At 71.6% G+C, this 17,254-nt stretch carries 15 protein-coding genes and 1 tRNA gene; 7 read left to right on the top strand and 9 right to left on the bottom strand.

Annotated elements, in window-relative coordinates:
• The 4 genes from galT to ACSNOH_RS24520 all read left to right on the top strand — a co-directional run.
• A partial coding sequence (galT, locus tag ACSNOH_RS24535) for a galactose-1-phosphate uridylyltransferase (protein WP_436723595.1) occupies positions 1 to 910 on the top strand: 910 nt, incomplete at its 5' end.
• Complete coding sequence (gene galE, locus ACSNOH_RS24530; protein WP_436723594.1) at positions 907 to 1,881, top strand: UDP-glucose 4-epimerase GalE; 975 nt, start codon at positions 907 to 909, stop codon at positions 1,879 to 1,881. The genes galT and galE, both read left to right, overlap by 4 nt.
• The gene (gene galK, locus ACSNOH_RS24525) at positions 1,878 to 3,059 is read left to right on the top strand and encodes a galactokinase (RefSeq protein ID WP_436723593.1); all 1,182 of its coding nucleotides are present in this window, start codon (positions 1,878 to 1,880) and stop codon (positions 3,057 to 3,059) included. Before galE ends, galK begins: the two co-directional genes overlap by 4 nt.
• Positions 3,060 to 3,399: 340 nt before the next feature.
• Positions 3,400 to 4,326 (top strand): LuxR C-terminal-related transcriptional regulator, encoded by a 927-nt coding sequence (locus tag ACSNOH_RS24520; RefSeq protein WP_436723592.1) that lies wholly within the window; start codon positions 3,400 to 3,402, stop codon positions 4,324 to 4,326.
• On the opposite strand, the gene ACSNOH_RS24515 is transcribed toward ACSNOH_RS24520, so the two are convergent.
• Entirely contained in the window at positions 4,285 to 4,782 is a 498-nt protein-coding gene (locus ACSNOH_RS24515; protein ID WP_106682081.1) for a MarR family winged helix-turn-helix transcriptional regulator, read from the bottom strand. The two genes, ACSNOH_RS24520 and ACSNOH_RS24515, sit on opposite strands and share 42 nt — an antisense overlap.
• A gap of 73 nt (positions 4,783 to 4,855) precedes the next feature.
• Between ACSNOH_RS24515 and ACSNOH_RS24510 the strand changes: the two genes are divergently transcribed.
• Entirely contained in the window at positions 4,856 to 5,650 is a 795-nt protein-coding gene (locus ACSNOH_RS24510) for a trans-aconitate 2-methyltransferase (protein ID WP_436723591.1), read from the top strand.
• A 429-nt stretch (positions 5,651 to 6,079) separates the two neighbouring features.
• Here the strand turns inward: ACSNOH_RS24510 and ACSNOH_RS24505 are convergent, their stop codons facing one another.
• Both ACSNOH_RS24505 and ACSNOH_RS24500 read right to left on the bottom strand, forming a co-directional pair.
• Positions 6,080 to 6,772: a TetR family transcriptional regulator gene (locus ACSNOH_RS24505; protein WP_436723590.1), complete on the bottom strand. Its 693-nt coding sequence runs from the start codon at positions 6,770 to 6,772 to the stop codon at positions 6,080 to 6,082.
• Positions 6,769 to 7,749 (bottom strand): acyl-CoA desaturase, encoded by a 981-nt coding sequence (locus ACSNOH_RS24500; protein WP_436723589.1) that lies wholly within the window; start codon positions 7,747 to 7,749, stop codon positions 6,769 to 6,771. The genes ACSNOH_RS24505 and ACSNOH_RS24500 overlap by 4 nt, the downstream gene beginning before the upstream one ends.
• A 194-nt stretch (positions 7,750 to 7,943) precedes the next feature.
• Between ACSNOH_RS24500 and ppc the strand changes: the two genes are divergently transcribed.
• Positions 7,944 to 10,670 (top strand): phosphoenolpyruvate carboxylase, encoded by a 2,727-nt coding sequence (ppc, locus tag ACSNOH_RS24495; RefSeq protein ID WP_436723588.1) that lies wholly within the window; start codon positions 7,944 to 7,946, stop codon positions 10,668 to 10,670.
• A gap of 57 nt (positions 10,671 to 10,727) precedes the next feature.
• Here ppc and pth read toward each other — a convergent pair whose 3' ends face one another.
• The 6 genes from pth to ACSNOH_RS24465 form a co-directional block, all read right to left on the bottom strand.
• On the bottom strand, positions 10,728 to 11,321 hold the full coding sequence (gene pth, locus ACSNOH_RS24490; protein WP_436723596.1) for an aminoacyl-tRNA hydrolase: 594 nt from the start codon (positions 11,319 to 11,321) through the stop codon (positions 10,728 to 10,730).
• A gap of 126 nt (positions 11,322 to 11,447) precedes the next feature.
• Entirely contained in the window at positions 11,448 to 12,023 is a 576-nt protein-coding gene (locus ACSNOH_RS24485; protein WP_436723587.1) for a 50S ribosomal protein L25/general stress protein Ctc, read from the bottom strand.
• Between the two features lie 247 nt (positions 12,024 to 12,270).
• The gene (locus tag ACSNOH_RS24480; protein WP_058046637.1) at positions 12,271 to 13,245 is read right to left on the bottom strand and encodes a ribose-phosphate diphosphokinase; all 975 of its coding nucleotides are present in this window, start codon (positions 13,243 to 13,245) and stop codon (positions 12,271 to 12,273) included.
• Positions 13,246 to 13,318: 73 nt separating this feature from the next.
• Positions 13,319 to 14,773 (bottom strand): bifunctional UDP-N-acetylglucosamine diphosphorylase/glucosamine-1-phosphate N-acetyltransferase GlmU, encoded by a 1,455-nt coding sequence (gene glmU, locus ACSNOH_RS24475; RefSeq protein ID WP_436723586.1) that lies wholly within the window; start codon positions 14,771 to 14,773, stop codon positions 13,319 to 13,321.
• Positions 14,774 to 14,890: 117 nt separating this feature from the next.
• Positions 14,891 to 14,962 (bottom strand) — tRNA-Gln (locus ACSNOH_RS24470).
• Positions 14,963 to 14,973: 11 nt separating this feature from the next.
• Positions 14,974 to 15,672 carry a hypothetical protein gene (locus ACSNOH_RS24465; protein ID WP_436723585.1) on the bottom strand — a complete coding sequence of 233 codons (699 nt, stop codon included), beginning with the start codon at positions 15,670 to 15,672 and terminating at the stop codon, positions 14,974 to 14,976.
• Between the two features lie 155 nt (positions 15,673 to 15,827).
• On the opposite strand from ACSNOH_RS24465, the gene ACSNOH_RS24460 reads away from it, so the two are divergent.
• On the top strand, positions 15,828 to 17,225 hold the full coding sequence (locus tag ACSNOH_RS24460) for a sensor histidine kinase (protein ID WP_436723584.1): 1,398 nt from the start codon (positions 15,828 to 15,830) through the stop codon (positions 17,223 to 17,225).
• Positions 17,226 to 17,254 lie beyond the last annotated feature (29 nt).

Raw genomic sequence — 17,254 nt, 5'->3', positions numbered from 1 at the left:
CCTCGGCGACGACGTCGTCATCGCCTCCCACCGCCAGACCCGCACCTTCCTCCCACCCGCGGAAGCGTGCCCCCTGTGCCCCTCAAGTCCCGGGCGCCCCACCGAAATCCCCGCCGCCGACTACGAAGTCGCCGTCTTCGAGAACCGGTTCCCCTCCCTCGCCGGCGAGGCGGCCGGCCGCTGCGAAGTCGTCTGCTTCACCCCCGACCACCACACCTCCTTCGCCGCCCTCGGCCCCGAGCGCGCCGCCCTCGTCCTCGCCGCCTGGACCGACCGCACCGCGGACCTGGCCGCGCTGCCCGCCGTACGGCAGGTGTTCTGCTTCGAAAACCGCGGCGAGGAGATCGGCGTGACCCTCGGCCACCCGCACGGCCAGATCTACGCCTACCCGTTCGCCACCCCGCGCACCGAACGCATGCTCGCCTCGGCCGCCGCCCACGCGGCCCGCACCGGCGGGCGCAACCTCTTCGACGACACCGTGGCCGCCGAGCGCGAGGACGGCCGCCGCACCGTCCTCGCCGCGGACCACTGGACGGCCTTCGTCCCCTACGCCGCCCGCTGGCCCTACGAAGTGCACCTCTACCCGCGGCGGCGCGTGCCCGACCTGCTCGCCCTGGACGACGCCGCCCGCATCGAGTTCCCCCAGGTCTACCTGGAACTCCTACGCCGGTTCGACCGCGTCTTCGGCGCGGGCCAGCCGCCCACCCCGTACGTCTCCGCCTGGCACCAGGCGCCGTTCCAGGACCCGCGCAGAGGTGAATTCGCCCTCCACCTTGAGCTCTTCACCATCCGCCGGGCTCCCGGAAAGCTGAAGTTCCTCGCGGGTTCCGAATCCGGCATGAACGTGTTCATCAACGATGTGCCGCCCGAGGCCGCGGCGGAGCGACTGCGAGAGGTAGCGAGCCAATGAGCGACAGCAGCAGGAAGTGCCTGGTCACGGGCGGCGCGGGCTACGTCGGAAGCGTCGTGGCGGCGCATCTGCTGGCCGCCGGGCACACCGTGACCGTCCTCGACGACCTCTCGACCGGGCACCGCGAAGCCGTCCCCGAGGGCGCCGCCTTCGTCCGGGGCCGCGTGCAGGACGCCGGGCAGTGGCTCGACAGCTCCTACGACGCCGTGCTGCACTTCGCGGCCTTCTCGCAGGTGGGCCAGTCCGTCACCGACCCCGAGCCGTACTGGCGCAACAACGTCGGCGGCACCGCCGACCTGCTCGCCGCCATGCGCGACGCCGGCGTGCGCACCCTCGTCTTCTCCTCAACCGCCGCCACCTACGGCGAACCGGCCGCCGTCCCCATCACCGAGGACGCCCCCACAGCCCCCACCAGCCCCTACGGCGCCACCAAGCTCGCCGTCGACCACATGATCGGCGGCGAGTGCGCCGCCCACGGCCTGGCCGCCGTCTCCCTGCGCTACTTCAACGTGGCGGGCGCGTACGGCCCTTACGGCGAGCGCCACGCCCCCGAAACGCACCTGATCCCGCTCGTCCTCGAGGTGGCCCGCGGCGAGCGCGAAGCGATCGCCGTCTACGGCGACGACTACCCCACCCCCGACGGCACCTGCGTCCGCGACTACATCCACGTCGCCGACCTCGCCGAAGCCCACCTGCTCGCCCTCTCCGCCGCACGCGACGGCGAACACCTCATCTGCAACCTGGGCAACGGCAACGGCTTCTCCGTCCACGAGGTCATCGAGACCGTCCGCAAGGTCACCGGCCACCCCGTCCCGCAGACCGCGGCCCCGCGCCGCCCCGGCGACCCGGCCGTCCTCGTGGCCTCCGCCGACCGCGCCCGCGAGACCCTCGGCTGGATCCCGCGCCGCCCCGACCTCGCCGGCATCGTCGCCGACGCCTGGGAGTTCGCGCGCCGCGGGCCCGGCCGGTGACCGCCGCCGCGAGCAGCACGGCCGAGGGCACGGCCGAGGGCTTCGAGCACGCCTACGGATACGCCCCCGAGGGCGTCTGGGCCGCGCCCGGCCGCGTCAACCTCATCGGCGAGTACACGGACGTCAACGAGGGCCACGTCCTGCCGATCGCCCTCCCGCAGTGCACGCGCGTGGCCGCAGCCGTCCGCACGGACGGCGTGCTGCGGCTGCGCTCGCGCGAGGCGCAGGGCACGGCCGAACTGCCGCTCGCGGCGCTCACCCCCGGCGCGGTGCGCGGCTGGGCCGCCTACCCGGCGGGCGTCGCCTGGGCGCTGCGCGAGGCGGGCCTGCCGGCCGGCGGGGCGGACATGTACGTCGAGAGCGACGTGCCGGCGGGCGCCGGGCTGTCGTCCTCCGCCGCCCTGGAGGTCGCCACGGCCCTGGCGCTGACGGAGCTGCACGGCGCCGCCTGCGGCCGCCCCGCCCTCGCACGGCTCGCCCAGCGCGCCGAGAACGCCTTCGTGGGCGTCCCCTGCGGCGTCATGGACCAGACGGCCTCCGCCTGCTGCACCGCGGGCCACGCCCTGCACCTCGACACCCGCGACCTCGCGCTGCGCCAGGTGCCCTTCGACCTGGCCGCCCACGGGCTGCGGCTGCTCGTCGTGGACACCCGCGTCCGGCACGCCCTGGCGGACGGCGCCTACGCGGCCCGGCGGGCGGGCTGCGAGGCCGCGGCGCGGGCCCTGGGCGTACGGGCCCTGCGGGACGTGCCGCACGAGGAGCTGGAGGCCGCGCTGGCCGGGCTCGCCGACGCCGCCCTGCGGCCCCTGGTCCGGCACGTGGTGACCGAGGGCGAGCGCGTACGGGAAGTGACGGCGCTCCTCGCCGCGGGCGAGCCGCGCGCGACCGGGCCGCTGCTGACCGCCGGGCACGCCTCCCTGCGCGACGACTTCGCCGTCTCGTGCCCGGAGCTCGACCTGGCCGTCGCGGTCGCGAACGGCGCGGGCGCGCTCGGGGCGCGGATGACCGGCGCGGGGTTCGGCGGCTCGGCGCTCGCGCTCGTGGAGGAGGGCGCGGCGGACGCGGTCGGCGAGGCCGTCACGGCCGCCTTCGCGGCGGCCGGGCACCGTCCGCCGCGGGTCTTCGCAGCGGTGGCGGGCGGCGGTGCGCGGCGGGTGCCGCGAGGTGACCTGGGGTGAGGGGTGAGCCCGGGCCGGGGGGTACTCCCCGATCGTGCAGTCGGGCATGGTCAACTTCGCGTCGTTCAGCGACGTTCACCGCCTCAATACTGAACAGAAAGCTCACCATAAACAGGCGGGTCGAGCAGTTTTGCCAATCGGCTTCCGTTGCGGGACCCCCGCCGTACGCTGATGCACAGCGTCGGTGGGGGCCGGCGCTGATCAGGGGGCGAGACAGGCAGGTACGACGCCCGGGGCGGGGTGGAAGTCGACAAGTGCGGCGGCGGCCGTGCGGTGTGCGGCGGCCCCGGACCGGGCGCCGTACCCGCACTGACCGCCGCCCGGGAATATGGGGGTGGCAGTGGCACGTATTCGGGTACTGGTGGTCGACGACCACCGCATCTTCGCCGAGTCGCTCGCCGCCGCCCTCGCGGCCGAGCAGGACGTGGAGGTCTCGGCGGCCGGCAGCGGGCCGGCGGCGCTGCGCGCGCTGGAGCGGGCGGCGGCAGAGGGGCGCCGCTTCGACGTGCTGCTGATCGATGCCGATCTCGGCACGGTCGGGCCGGACGGCGGCGTGCCGGGCCAGCTCAGGGGGCCGGCTCCGCACGGCGCGGGCCCGGGACCCGGCCCGGGGCACGCTCCGGGGCACGGCGCGGTCCATGCTCCGGGGCACGGCGCGGGTCACGCCGCGGTGCACGGGCCGGGGCACGGTGCGGGCCACGCCGCGGCCCACGGGCCCGGGCACGACGGCCCGGGGTCCGGGGAGGGCGCGGTCGACGGGATCTCGCTCGTGGCCGGCGTCCGCAGCGCGCACCCCGCGGTGCGCACGGTGGTCCTCGCCGAGCGCGACGACCCGCGCAGGGCCGCGGCGGCCCTGCAGGCGGGCGCGGGCGGCTGGGTCGCCAAGGACTGCTCGCTCTCCCGGCTGCTGGCCGTCATCAGGGGCGTCCTGCGCGACGAGACGCATCTGCCGCCCGCCCTGCTCACGGGCGTGCTGCGGGAGCTCACGGCGGCCCGCAAGCACCGCACGGAGAGCGAGCGCCTGGTGGAGTCCCTGACGCCGCGCGAGCGGGAGGTGCTGCGCTGCATGGTGGCCGGGCTGGGCCGCAAGGCCGTCGCCGAGCGGCTCTACCTCTCCCCGCACACCGTCCGCACGCACATGCAGAACGTGCTGGGGAAGCTGGGCGTCCACTCCACCCTCGCCGCCGTCGCGCTCGCGCGCCGGGCCGGGGTCGGGCCGGTGGACCTAACCGGGAGTGTTGTCGAACGGGGCGGTCAGCTGGCGTAGCAGATCGGCCAGCTCGCGGCGCTGGGTGCGGGACAGCTCGGAGAGGATGGCGCGCTCCTGCTCCAGGAGCCCGGCCAGGGCCTCGTCCGCGCGGTCCCGCCCCTCGTCCGTGAGGCGTACGAGCACGCCGCGGCGGTCGCTCGGATCGGGCTCGCGGCGGACCAGGCCCTTCTTGGCGAGCCGGTCGATGCGGTTGGTCATCGTGCCGGACGTGACCAGCGTCTGGGTCAGCAGCTGCCCGGGGGAGAGCTGGTACGGCGCCCCGGCGCGGCGCAGCGCCGTCAGCACGTCGAACTCCCACGGCTCCAGCTCGTGCTCGGCGAAGGCCAGGCGGCGGGCGCGGTCGAGGTGACGGGCGAGCCTGCTCACGCGGCTGAGCACCTCGAGCGGCTCCACGTCGAGGTCAGGGCGCTCGCGGCGCCACGCTGAAACCAGCCGATCGACCTCGTCCTCCATGACGATCAGTGTAGTTGGTCTGTCGACATGAAGTCTCTTGACGTCAAGATAGTGGTGTGGTGATCCTGGAAGCATGACGTCCGCTGCCACGCCTGTCTGGGACCCGGAGCAGTACCTGCGTCACTCCGGCCCCCGCACCCGCCCCTTCTCCGACCTGCTCGCCCGCGTGCCGGTGCGCTCTCCCGCGCGCATCGCCGACCTCGGCTGCGGCCCCGGCACGGTCACGGCGCTGCTCGCCGAGCGGTGGCCCGCGGCGCGGATCACGGGGCTGGACCACTCGGAAGAGATGCTCCGCGAGGCGCGTGCGCGCGTGCGGGGCGTCACGTTCGCCTACGCCGACCTGACGACCTGGACGCCGCGGGACGGCGACCGGTACGACCTGATCATCTCCAGCGCGGCGTTCCAGTGGGTGCGGGGCCACGAGGCCGCCTTCCCGGCGTGGACCGGGGCGCTCGCCCCGGGCGGCGTCTTCGCCTTCACCGTGCCGGGCAACTTCGACGCCCCCAGCCACGTGCTCCTGCGCGAGCTCTGCGGCTCGCCGGCCTGGCGGGACCGGCTGGGCGGGCTCCAGGAGCCCGGGCACGTGCTGCCGCCCGCGCAGTACCTGGAGCGGCTCGCCGGCCTCGGCCTGACGGTCGACGCCTGGGAGACGACGTACGTCCACGTGCTGGCGGGCGAGGACGCGGTCCTCGACTGGACGAAGGGCACGACGCTGAGGCCGGTCCTGACGGCCCTGCGCGACGACGCGGAGGCGAGGGCGCGCTTCCTGTCGGAGTACGGGGCGCTCCTGCGGAGGGCGTACCCACGGGGCGAGCACGGAACGCTCTTCCCGTTCCGGAGGATCTTCGTGGTGGCCCAGCGGGGGTGACCTCCGGTCCGGCCCACGACGAACTGAGCCTCGTACGGCACCGCCGGTCACCACCGTGGTGGTTGCGCGCCGTGGCGGCGGTTTCAAGGATGCGGGCGCATCCTTGACCGGCGGGCGGCAGGTGAAGGGGGCTCGCCCCTTCAAAATCCGCCGCGACGGCGATCAGCCACAGCGGCGCTGTCCGGCGGTGCCGGGCCTGCCTGAGCCCGTACGGCACCGCCGGTCACCACCGTCGTGGTTGCGCGCCGCGGCGGCGGTTTCAAGGATGCGGGCGCATCCTTGACCGGCGGGGCGGCAGGCGAAGGGGGCTCGCCCCTTCAAAATCCGCCGCGACGGCGATCAGCCGAAACGGCGCTGTCCGGCGGTGCCGGGCCCGCCCGAGCCCGTACGGCACCGCCGGACGCCGCCCGCGGCGGCCCGCGGCGCCGTCTACGCCCGCCGGTGCCCCACCAGCCGTGGCCTCGGCTCCAGGCCGTCCAGGCCGTGCCACGCCAGGTTCACCAGGTGCGCCGCGACCTCCGCCTTCTTCGGCTTGCGGACGTCCAGCCACCACTGGCCCGTGAGGGCCACCATGCCCACCAGCGCCTGGGCGTACAGCGGAGCCAGCTTCGCGTCGAAGCCGCGGGCCTTGAACTCAAGGCCCAGAATGTCCTCGACCTGCGTGGCGATGTCGCTGATCAGCGACGCGAACGTGCCCGTCGACTGCGCCACCGGCGAATCGCGGACGAGGATGCGGAAGCCGTCCGTATACCGCTCGATGTAGTCGAGGAGGGCGAACGCGGCCTGCTCCAGCAGCTCCCGCGGGTGCCCCGCGGTCAGCGCCCCCGTGACCATGTCCAGCAGCTGCCGCATCTCGCGGTCGACGACCACCGCGTACAGCCCTTCCTTGCCGCCGAAGTGCTCGTAGACGACCGGCTTGGAGACCCCGGCCTTCGCCGCGATCTCCTCGACCGACGTGCCCTCGAACCCCCGCTCGGCGAAGAGTGTGCGACCGATGTCCAGCAGCTGCTCCCGGCGCTCCGCGCCGGTCATCCGCACCCGCCGGGTGCGTCGGGTCCCCGCAGCCGGGGCCCGGTCCTTGTTACTGGTGGTGTTGCTGTCGATCGCCACGCTGTCAATCATGCCGCCTTGGCGGCACTCTCCTTCCGTCGGGAGTCCAGGCGGTCGGCCTTCGGCCACCGCACGTCATAGGCCCAGCCCGCCTGCTCGAACCAGCGGATCAGGCGGGCGCTGGAATCCAGCTGCCCCTTGAGCACACCATGCCGGGCAGACGTCGGGTCGGCATGGTGCAGGTTGTGCCAGGACTCGCCGCAGGACAGGATCGCCAGCCACCACACGTTGCCCGAGCGGTCACGCGACTTGAACGGCCGCTTGCCCACGGCATGGCAGATCGAGTTGATCGACCACGTCACATGGTGCAGCAGGGCGACCCGTACCAGCGAACCCCAGAAGAACGCCGTGGCCGCCCCCTGCCAGGACCAGGTGACCAGACCACCCACCAGCGGCGGGATCAGCAGCGACACCGCCGTCCACAGGACGAACTGGCGGGAGATCGCCCGGATCGCCGGATCCTTGATCAGATCGGGGGCGTACTTGTGCTGAGGGGTCTGCTCCTCGTCGAACATCCAGCCGACGTGGGCCCACCACAGCCCCTTCACCAGCGCCGGCACCGTCTCGCCGAAGCGCCACGGCGAGTGCGGATCACCCTCCGCGTCCGAGAAGCGGTGGTGCCGGCGGTGGTCGGCGACCCAGCGCACCAGCGGGCCCTCCACGGCCAGCGACCCCATGATCGCCAGCGCGATCCGCAGCGGCCGCTTCGCCTTGAACGATCCGTGCGTGAAATAGCGGTGGAAGCCGATCGTGATGCCGTGGCAGCCGATGAAGTACATCGCGGTCATCAGCCCGAGATCCAGCCAGCTCACCCCCCAGCCCCACGCCAGCGGCACCGCCGCGACCAGGGCGAGGAACGGCACGGTGATGAAGAGCAGCAGGGTGATCTGCTCCACGGAACGCTTGCTGTCACCGCCCAGCGTGGCGGAGGGGAGCGGGGCTTCCTGGGCCTTCGGCGCGTCTTCGAGCACGTCGGGGCTTGCAGTCATGGGTTCCCTCATGGGGGTCGGGGCATGGCTACGGTTCCGTAACCTACGGCTTCGTAAGTATGGCAGGGCGGCAGCACGGAGCAAGAGGGCTGTGGACAACCGCGCGTCGCGCGGAGACCTATGCTGGTGGGCGTCGGACAGCGCGGTCCGCAACCCCTCCAGACGTGCCGGAAACTCTGCAAGGAGCAGCACCTGTGAGCAGTGCCGACAACACCAACGCCGCCCTGCGCGCCGACATCCGCCGCCTCGGCGACCTCCTCGGCGAGACCCTGGTCCGCCAGGAGGGGGAAGAGCTCCTCGACCTCGTGGAGCGGGTCCGCGCCCTGACCCGCACCGACGGCGAGGCCGCCGCCGAGCTGCTCGGCACCACCGACCTGGAGACCGCCGCCAAGCTCGTCCGCGCCTTCTCCGTCTACTTCCACCTGGCCAACGTCACCGAGCAGGTCCACCGCGGCCGCGAGCTCGCCGCCAAGCGCGCCGCCGAGGGCTCCATCCTCGCCCGCACCGCCGACCAGCTGAAGGAAGCCGACCCCGAGCACGTGCGGCAGACCGTCGAGCACCTCGGCGTCCGCCCCGTCTTCACCGCCCACCCCACCGAGGCCGCCCGCCGCAGCGTCCTCAACAAGCTCCGCCGCATCGCCGCCCTCCTCGACACCACCCTCGCCACCGGCTCCGGCGACAAGCGCCGCACCGACCTGCGCCTCGCCGAGAACATCGACCTGCTCTGGCAGACCGACGAACTGCGCGTCGCCCGCCCCGAGCCCACCGACGAGGCCCGCAACGCCATCTACTACCTCGACGAACTCCACGCGGGCGCCGTCGGAGACGTCCTCGAAGACCTCGCCGCCGAACTCGACCGCATCGGCGTCGCCCTGCCCCCCACCACCCGCCCCCTCACCTTCGGCACCTGGATCGGCGGCGACCGCGACGGCAACCCCAACGTCACCCCCCAGGTCACCTGGGACGTCCTCCTCCTGCAGTACGAGCACGGCATCACCGACGCCCTCGACCTCGTCGACGAGCTCCGCAGCGCCCTCTCCAACTCCATCCGCAACAGCGGCGCCACCGAAGAGCTCCTCTCCTCCCTCCAGCGCGACCTCGAACTCCTGCCCGAGATCAGCCCCCGCTACAAGCGCCTCAACGCCGAAGAGCCCTACCGCCTCAAGGCCACCTGCATCCGGCAGAAGCTCGTCAACACCCGCGAGCGCCTCGCCCGCAACACCCCCCACGAAGAAGGCCGCGACTACCTCGGCACCACCGAACTCCTCGCCGACCTCCAGACCATCCAGGACTCCCTGCGCGCCCACCGCGGCCGCCTCATCGCCGACGGCCGCCTGGAGCGCGCCCTGCGCACCCTCGCCTCCTTCGGCCTCCACCTGGCCACCATGGACGTCCGCGAACACGCCGACGCCCACCACCACGCCCTCGGCCAGCTCTTCGACCGCCTCGGCGAGGAATCCTGGCGCTACGCGGACATGCCCCGCGACTACCGCCGCAAGCTCCTCGCCAAGGAACTCCGCTCCCGCCGGCCCCTCGCCCCCAGCCCCGCCCCCCTCGACGCCCCCGGCGCCAAGACCCTCGGCGTCTTCGGCACCATCCGCGAAGCCCTGGAGAAGTTCGGCCCCGAAGTCGTCGAGTCCTACATCATCTCCATGTGCCAGGGCGCCGACGACGTCTTCGCCGCCGCCGTCCTCGCCCGCGAAGCCGGCCTCATCGACCTGCACGCCGGCTGGGCCAAGATCGGCATCGTGCCCCTCCTGGAGACCACCGACGAGCTCAAGGAAGCCGACCGCATCCTCGACGACATGCTCGCCGACCCCTCCTACCGGCGCCTCGTCGCCCTCCGCGGCGACGTCCAGGAGGTCATGCTCGGCTACTCCGACTCCTCCAAGTTCGGCGGCATCACCACCTCCCAGTGGGAGATCCACCGCGCCCAGCGCCGCCTGCGCGACGTCGCCCACCGCTACGGCGTCCGCCTGCGCCTCTTCCACGGCCGCGGCGGCACCGTCGGCCGCGGCGGCGGCCCCACCCACGACGCCATCCTCGCCCAGCCCTGGGGCACCCTCGAAGGCGAGATCAAGGTCACCGAGCAGGGCGAAGTCATCTCCGACAAGTACCTCATCCCGGCCCTCGCCCGCGAAAACCTCGAACTGACCGTCGCCGCGACCCTGCAGGCCTCCGCCCTGCACACCGCCCCCCGCCAGTCCGACGAAGCCCTCGCCCGCTGGGACGCGGCCATGGACACCGTCTCCGACGCCGCCCACTCCGCCTACCGCCGCCTCGTCGAGGACCCGGACCTCCCCGCGTACTTCTTCGCCTCCACCCCCGTCGACCAGCTCGCCGAACTCCACCTCGGCTCCCGCCCCTCGCGCCGCCCCGACTCCGGCGCAGGCCTCGACGGCCTCCGCGCCATCCCCTGGGTCTTCGGCTGGACCCAGTCCCGCCAGATCGTCCCCGGCTGGTTCGGCGTCGGCTCCGGCCTCAAGGCCGCCCGCGAAGCAGGACTCGACACCGTCCTCGACGAGATGCACGAGCACTGGCACTTCTTCCAGAACTTCCTGTCCAACGTCGAGATGACCCTCGCCAAGACCGACCTGCGCATCGCCCAGCACTACGTCGACACCCTCGTCCCCGACGACCTCAAGCACGTCTTCGACATCATCAAGGCCGAACACGAGCTGACCGTCCAGGAAGTCCTGCGCATCACCGGCGAGGCCGAGCTCCTCGACGCCAGCCCCGTGCTCCGCCAGACGTTCCGCGTGCGCGACGCGTACCTCGACCCGATCTCGTACCTCCAGGTGACGCTGCTGCACCGGCAGAGGCAGGCCGCGGAGCGCGGCGAAACCCCGGATCCGCTGCTGAGCCGCGCCCTCCTGCTGACCGTCAACGGCGTCGCGGCGGGCCTGCGCAACACCGGCTGACGCGCGAACGCACAACGGCCCCCTCGCCCGGTGGCGAGGGGGCCGTTTTCACGCGTCTCAGGAGTTGTACGTGCTCTGAGCGCGCTCCAAGCCGTCCACGATCAGCGACTCCACCGCATCCGCGGCCCGGTCCACCTCGTAAGCGAGCTCCTTGCGCTCCGTGGACGAGAAATCCTTCAGCACAAAATCCGCCACCTGCATCCGCCCCGGCGGCCGCCCGATCCCGAACCGCACCCGCAGGTAATCCGGGCCCAGCGCCTTCGTGATCGACTTCAGGCCGTTGTGCCCGTTGTCGCCCCCACCGAGCTTCAGCCGCAGCACGCCGTAGTCGATGTCCAGCTCGTCATGCACGGCGATGACCCGCTCGGCCGGCACCTTGTAGAAGTCCCGCAGCGCGGCCGTCGGCCCGCCCGACAGATTCATGAACGACATCGGCTTGGCCACGACCACCCGGCGGCTCGACGGGCCGGGCGCGCCGATGCGGCCCTCCACCACCTGGGCCCGCGCCGCCTTGTGCGCCTTGAACTTGGCACCCATCCGCTCCGCGAGCAGGTCGGCGACCATGAAGCCCACGTTGTGGCGGTTGCCCGCGTACTCCGGCCCGGGATTGCCCAGGCCCACGATCAGCCAGGGGCTGGAGTCGTCCGTCATCTGCATGTCTCCTTCATAGCCGACTCATAGCCGATACCGCCGATACAGCCGGCCCATAGCCGACCGCCGTCCCGCTCCGGGCGGAGCGGGACGGCGGTCGCAAAGAAAAGCCGGGTGCGGCGAGGATCAGGCCTCGGCGCCCTCAGCGGCCTCGGCCGGGGCGGCCTGGCCGGCGACGACGTGCAGAACCACGGCGTCGGCGTCGACGGCGAGGGAGACACCGGCCGGCAGGACGACGTCCTTGGCCAGAACGGAGGCACCGGCCTCAAGACCCGCGACGGAGACGGTGACGGCCTCCGGGATGTGCGTGGCCTCGGCCTCGACCGGCAGAGCGGTCAGGGTGTGCTCCAGCAGGTTGCCGCCCGGGGCCAGCTCGCCCTCGGTGTGCACCGGAACCTCGACGGTGACCTTCTCGCCACGCTTGACGACCAGCAGGTCGACGTGCTCCAGGAAGCCCTTGAGCGCGTCACGCTGGACGGCCTTGGGGATGACCAGCTCGTCGCGGCCCTCGATGTCCAGCGACAGCAGGACGTTCGGGGTCTTCAGGGCCATCATCAGGTCGTGACCCGGCAGGGTGATGTGAACCGGCTCGGAACCGTGGCCGTAGACGACGCCGGGAACCTGGTTGGCACGGCGGATACGGCGGGCAGCGCCCTTGCCGAACTCGGCACGGACCTGGGCGGGGATCTTGATCTCAGCCATGGTGCACTCCTCTGAGTAGCTGATCGACGGACCGTTACCCGGCCTCGTACAGACCTGCTACGAAGAGCGCGTCGATAACGGACCGCCGCACATGAGTGCGGCCTCCCTCGCCGAGCAACTCCAGGAGTGTACCCGGCGGGGGAGGCCGCTCAGAAATCGATCAGGACCCGTCCGGTCCCGGGCCGGTCCCCCGGCCCGTTCCCAGGCCGATCGTTTTTGCAGCCGGCAGGCTAGCCCTGCCGGAAGCTCACTGCTCCTCGAAGAGGCTCGTCACCGAACCGTCCTCGAAGACCTCACGCACGGCACGCGCGATCGTCGGCGCGATCGACAGCACCGTGATCTTGTCCAGCTCCAGCTCACCCGGCGTCGGCAGCGTGTTCGTGAAGACGAACTCGCTCACCTTCGAGTTCTTCAGACGGTCCGCCGCCGGACCCGACAGCACACCGTGCGTCGCCGTCACGATCACGTCCTCCGCACCATTGGCGAACAGCGCGTCCGCCGCGGCGCAGATCGTGCCACCCGTGTCGATCATGTCGTCGACCAGGACACACACCCGGCCCTTCACATCACCGACGACCTCGTGCACCGTGACCTGGTTCGCGACATCCTTGTCGCGGCGCTTGTGGACGATCGCCAGCGGCGCACCCAGACGGTCGCACCAGCGGTCCGCGACCCGCACACGACCGGCGTCCGGAGACACCACCGTCAGCTTCTCGCGGTCGACCTTCGCACCCACGTAGTCCGCCAGGATCGGCAGAGCGAACAGGTGATCCACCGGACCGTCGAAGAAGCCCTGGATCTGGTCCGTGTGCAGATCCACCGTAAGAATCCGGTCCGCACCCGCCGTCTTGAACAGATCAGCGATCAGACGGGCCGAGATCGGCTCACGGCCACGGTGCTTCTTGTCCTGACGGGCATAGCCGTAGAACGGCACGACCACCGTGATGGAGCGGGCCGACGCGCGCTTCAGCGCGTCGATCATGATCAGCTGCTCCATGACCCACTTGTTGATGGGAGCCGTGTGGCTCTGCATCAGGAAGCAGTCCGCGCCACGCGCCGACTCCTGGAAGCGGACGTAGATCTCGCCGTTGGCGAAGTCGAATGCCTTGGTCGGGACCAGGCCGACGCCCAGCTGGTGCGCGACCTCCTCGGCAAGCTCGGGGTGGGCGCGGCCGGAGAAGAGCATGAGCTTCTTCTCGCCGGTCGTCTTGATCCCGGTCACAGCACAGTCTCCTTGGATGTCGCTTTGTGTGCGCTTATCACGGTACGCCCCGCACGGCGTACCCGTGTCACGGTCACTGCTCGCCGTCGGTCTCCCGGCGAGCGGCGGAAGCGGCCTGTGCGGCTGCGCTTCCCGGGCGCTTACGTGCCACCCAGCCCTCGATATTCCGCTGCTGTCCACGTGCGACGGCCAGCGAACCCGGGGGCACATCCTTGGTGATGACCGAGCCGGCAGCGGTGTACGCGCCGTCCCCGATCGTGACCGGAGCCACAAACATGTTGTCCGATCCGGTACGGCAGTGCGAGCCGATCGTGGTGTGGTGCTTGTTCACACCGTCGTAGTTCACGAAGACGCTCGCCGCGCCGATATTGGTGTACTCGCCGATCGTCGCGTCACCGACGTACGACAGGTGGGGCACCTTGGTGCCCTCGCCGATCGCGGCGTTCTTCATCTCGACGTACGCGCCGGCCTTCGACTTCGCGCCCAGTCTCGTACCCGGCCGCAGGTAGGCGAACGGGCCGACGGTCGCGCCCTCGCCGATCAGCGCCGACTCCGCGACGGTGTTGTCCACGCGGGCACCGGCGCCCACCGTGGTGTCCGTCAGGCGCGTGTTCGGGCCGACCTCGCTGCCCGTGGCCAGACTGGTCGTGCCGACCAGCTGGGTGCCCGGGTGGACCAGCACGTCCGGCTCGACGGTGACGGTGACGTCGATCCAGGTCGACGCCGGGTCCACGACCGTGACACCGCTCATCATCGCCGCGTGCAGCAGCCGCTCGTTGAGCAGCTTGCGGGCCTCGGCGAGCTGGACGCGGTTGTTGATCCCCAGGATCTCGCGGTGGTCACCCGCGACCGCCGCGCCGACGCGGTGCCCGGCCTCGCGCAGGATGCCCAGGACGTCGGTCAGGTACTCCTCGCCCTGGCTGTTGTCCGTGCGGACCTTGCCGAGGGCGTCCGCCAGCAGCTGGGCGTCGAAGGCGAACACCCCGGAGTTGATCTCGCGAATCTCGCGCTGGGCGTCCGTGGCGTCCTTGTGCTCGACGATCGCCGTGACGGCGCCGCTGTCGTCGCGCACGATGCGCCCGTAGCCGGTGGAGTCCGGGACCTCGGCGGTGAGCACGGTGACGGCGTTGCCGTCGGCGCTGTGGGCGTCGCTGAGCTTCTTCAGGGTGGCGCCGGTGAGCAGGGGGGTGTCGCCGCAGACGACGACCACCGTGCCGTCGAGGGCGATGCCGTTGTTCGACAGCTCTTCCAGGCCCATGCGCACGGCGTGGCCGGTGCCGTTCTGCTCGTACTGGACGGCGGTGCGGACCTCGGGGTCGATCTGCGCGAGGTGCGCGGAGACCTGCTCGCGGGCGTGCCCGACGATCACGACGAGGTGCTCGGGGTCCAGCTCGCGGGAGGCGGCGACGACGTGGCCGACGAGGGAACGTCCGCAGATGGAGTGCAGGACCTTGGGGGTCGCCGACTTCATGCGGGTGCCCTCACCCGCTGCGAGAACGACGACGGCTGCCGGGCGGTTGGCGCTCACGGGTGTGCCCTTCGGCTTCGGGTGGTGGACATCCGAAGGATACCGGTGCGTTTTACTGCTGAAACGCGGGCGGGTCCTGACCTGGGCGGTCAGGACCCGATGGATTCGAACTTTGAGCTCCCCTGCCAGGGCTCGAACCTGGAATAACGGATCCAAAGTCCATTGTGTTGCCAATTACACCACAGGGGATGGTTTGCGCGTTATGTCCGATTCTGTAGATCGGTTGCCCGTGCAGAGGACACTATGCCGCACCACCAGCCTTCGATGCGACGGTACAGGTCGGCTCCGCCCAGGACGCGGATGGTCAGGCAGCCCCGATAGTTCTCCCCGGTGTTCTTCCGTACGGTCGTCGGGTTGTGCTTCTTGAGGGTCGTCTTCCCGAAGCTGCCGGTACCGGGGCCGACGTGGTCCGCCCAGAAGCGTTCCGCCCCGGCGATGTCCGCAGACTCGTGGATCATGACGTGAAACCGCAGGCGGCTCTCGTCGACGCCGAGAAGGCGCAGCCAGGCCAGGTAGAAGCTGACCATGCCGGGGTCGCTGTTGACGAAGGTGACTCTGTCGCTGGGCCTGTGAGGCTTGCTCTTCGTGCCCTCGGCCCAGTACAGGCCGACACCCACGAGGAACAGCTCGCGATCGGAGAGGGTGCCTATCTCCTGGGCGGCGATGCGCTTCGTCTCTCGGCGTTCCAGCTCGCGGGCTTCACGGATCGGCGCCCACCGTGCCTCGGCCATGACCCGGCAATGCTCCCTTGCTCGTCGCTCGGGTCTCGGAAGATCCCTCACCCACAGTGACACCGAGCTCTTCGACACCCCCAGTTCCGCGACGATCTCGTCGTACGTCCTGCCTGCTCGCCGCAGCTCGCGGGCGCGGTGCTGCAGCTCTGTCTTCGCTTGGGCCATGCGTACAGCCTTGCGGTACATGTCGGCCGATAAGGCGAAACGGGGAGGCATTCACCAGTTCGAGGGAGGAGTGTGCCATTCCGGCCGGTCGGGGCCGGTCCCGTGCTGCCGCGCGGACGGGAAAAGCTGTGGCGGGCTTCCGTAGGCTGGGTGGTATGACCACAACGGGGGCAATCGCGGAGGCGGGCGCGCGCGGCGCGCCGGACGGGCCTTGGTGGTGGGCGCGGCGGCGGAGCATGGTGCTCGACGTCGTGCTGGCGCTGGTGTCCGCGCTGGAGTGTGCGGCGGAGGGCGCGGCGTTCGCGAGTGAGCACCGGATACCGGTGGTGCCGGCGGTGGTGGCGGGGCTGCTGGTCGGTGCCACGTTGCTGTTCCGGCGGCGGTGGCCGGTGGCTGTCGTGCTGCTGGGTATTGCGATCACCCCGGCGGAGCTGGGGTTCCTGCTCGGAATCGTTGGTCTGTACACGCTGGCTGCGTCGGACGTGCCGCGCCGGCTGACGGTGATCCTTGCCGGTGTCTCCGTGGCGGGGACGTTCGCGGTCACGCTGGCGAAGTTCCACCAGAACGTGGCGGACGACGGTGGCCCGCAGGATCTGTGGGCGATGTTGTTCTTCTCGGCGTTGGTGTCGCTGGGGCTGACGGCTCCGCCGGTGCTGACGGGGCTGTACGTGGGGGCGCGGCGCCGGCTGGTGGAGAGTCTGCGGGAGCGGGCGGACGGTCTGGAGCGTGAGCTGTCGCTGCTTGCGGAGCGGGCCGAGGAGCGTGCGGTGTGGGCGCGGAACGAGGAGCGCACGCGTATTGCGCGTGAGATGCATGACGTGGTGGCGCACCGGGTGTCGCTGATGGTGGTGCATGCGGCTGCGTTGCAGGCGGTGGCGTTGAAGGACCCGGAGAAGGCTTCGCGGAATGCGGGTCTGGTGGGGGATATGGGGCGGCAGGCGCTGACGGAGTTGCGGGAGATGCTGGGGGTGCTGCGGACGTCGTCGGAGGAGTCTGTGCCGGAGGCGGCGTCGGCGGCGGATTCGCGGCGGTTGGCGGAGGTCGCTGCGGCGGCGTCGGCGCGGGTGACCGCGGGGGTCGGTGCGGTGGGGCGGCCGGTGGACGGTGCGGTGGCCGGTGGGTCTGCGCAGGGTGACGGACCGTGTCTGGACGGTCTGGAGGATCTTGTCGGTCAGTCGCGGGCGGCGGGGATGGTCGTCGAGCTGTCGGTGGAGGGTGAGGGGCGCTCGTACGGCGCGCGGGTGGAGAGTACGGCGTACCGGGTGGTGCAGGAGGCGCTGACGAACGTCCATAAGCATGCGCCGGGGGCGAAGGCTGTGGTGCGTGTGGCGCATCGTGGGGGTGAGGTGGCGCTGCAGGTGGAGAACGGTCCGTCGGACGGTGGTGCGGCGGCGCCGGGTCTGCCGAGTGGTGGCAATGGTCTGGTGGGTATGCGGGAGCGGGTGTCGGCGCTGGGTGGGGTGTTTGTGTCGGGTGCGACGGATGCGGGTGGTTTCCGGGTGTCGGCGGTGATCCCGGCGGGGGTGCCGGACGGCGCTGCCGCGGGGGCGTAGGGCGCCGTCGGGGGCGTAGGGCGCTGCCG

It is taken from the genome of Streptomyces sp. URMC 127 (genome assembly GCF_051386535.1).
Classification (GTDB): Bacteria; Actinomycetota; Actinomycetes; order Streptomycetales; family Streptomycetaceae; genus Streptomyces.
The sequence above is the reverse complement of the archived record's forward strand: the minus strand, read 5'-3'. Positions and strand labels throughout refer to the sequence as shown.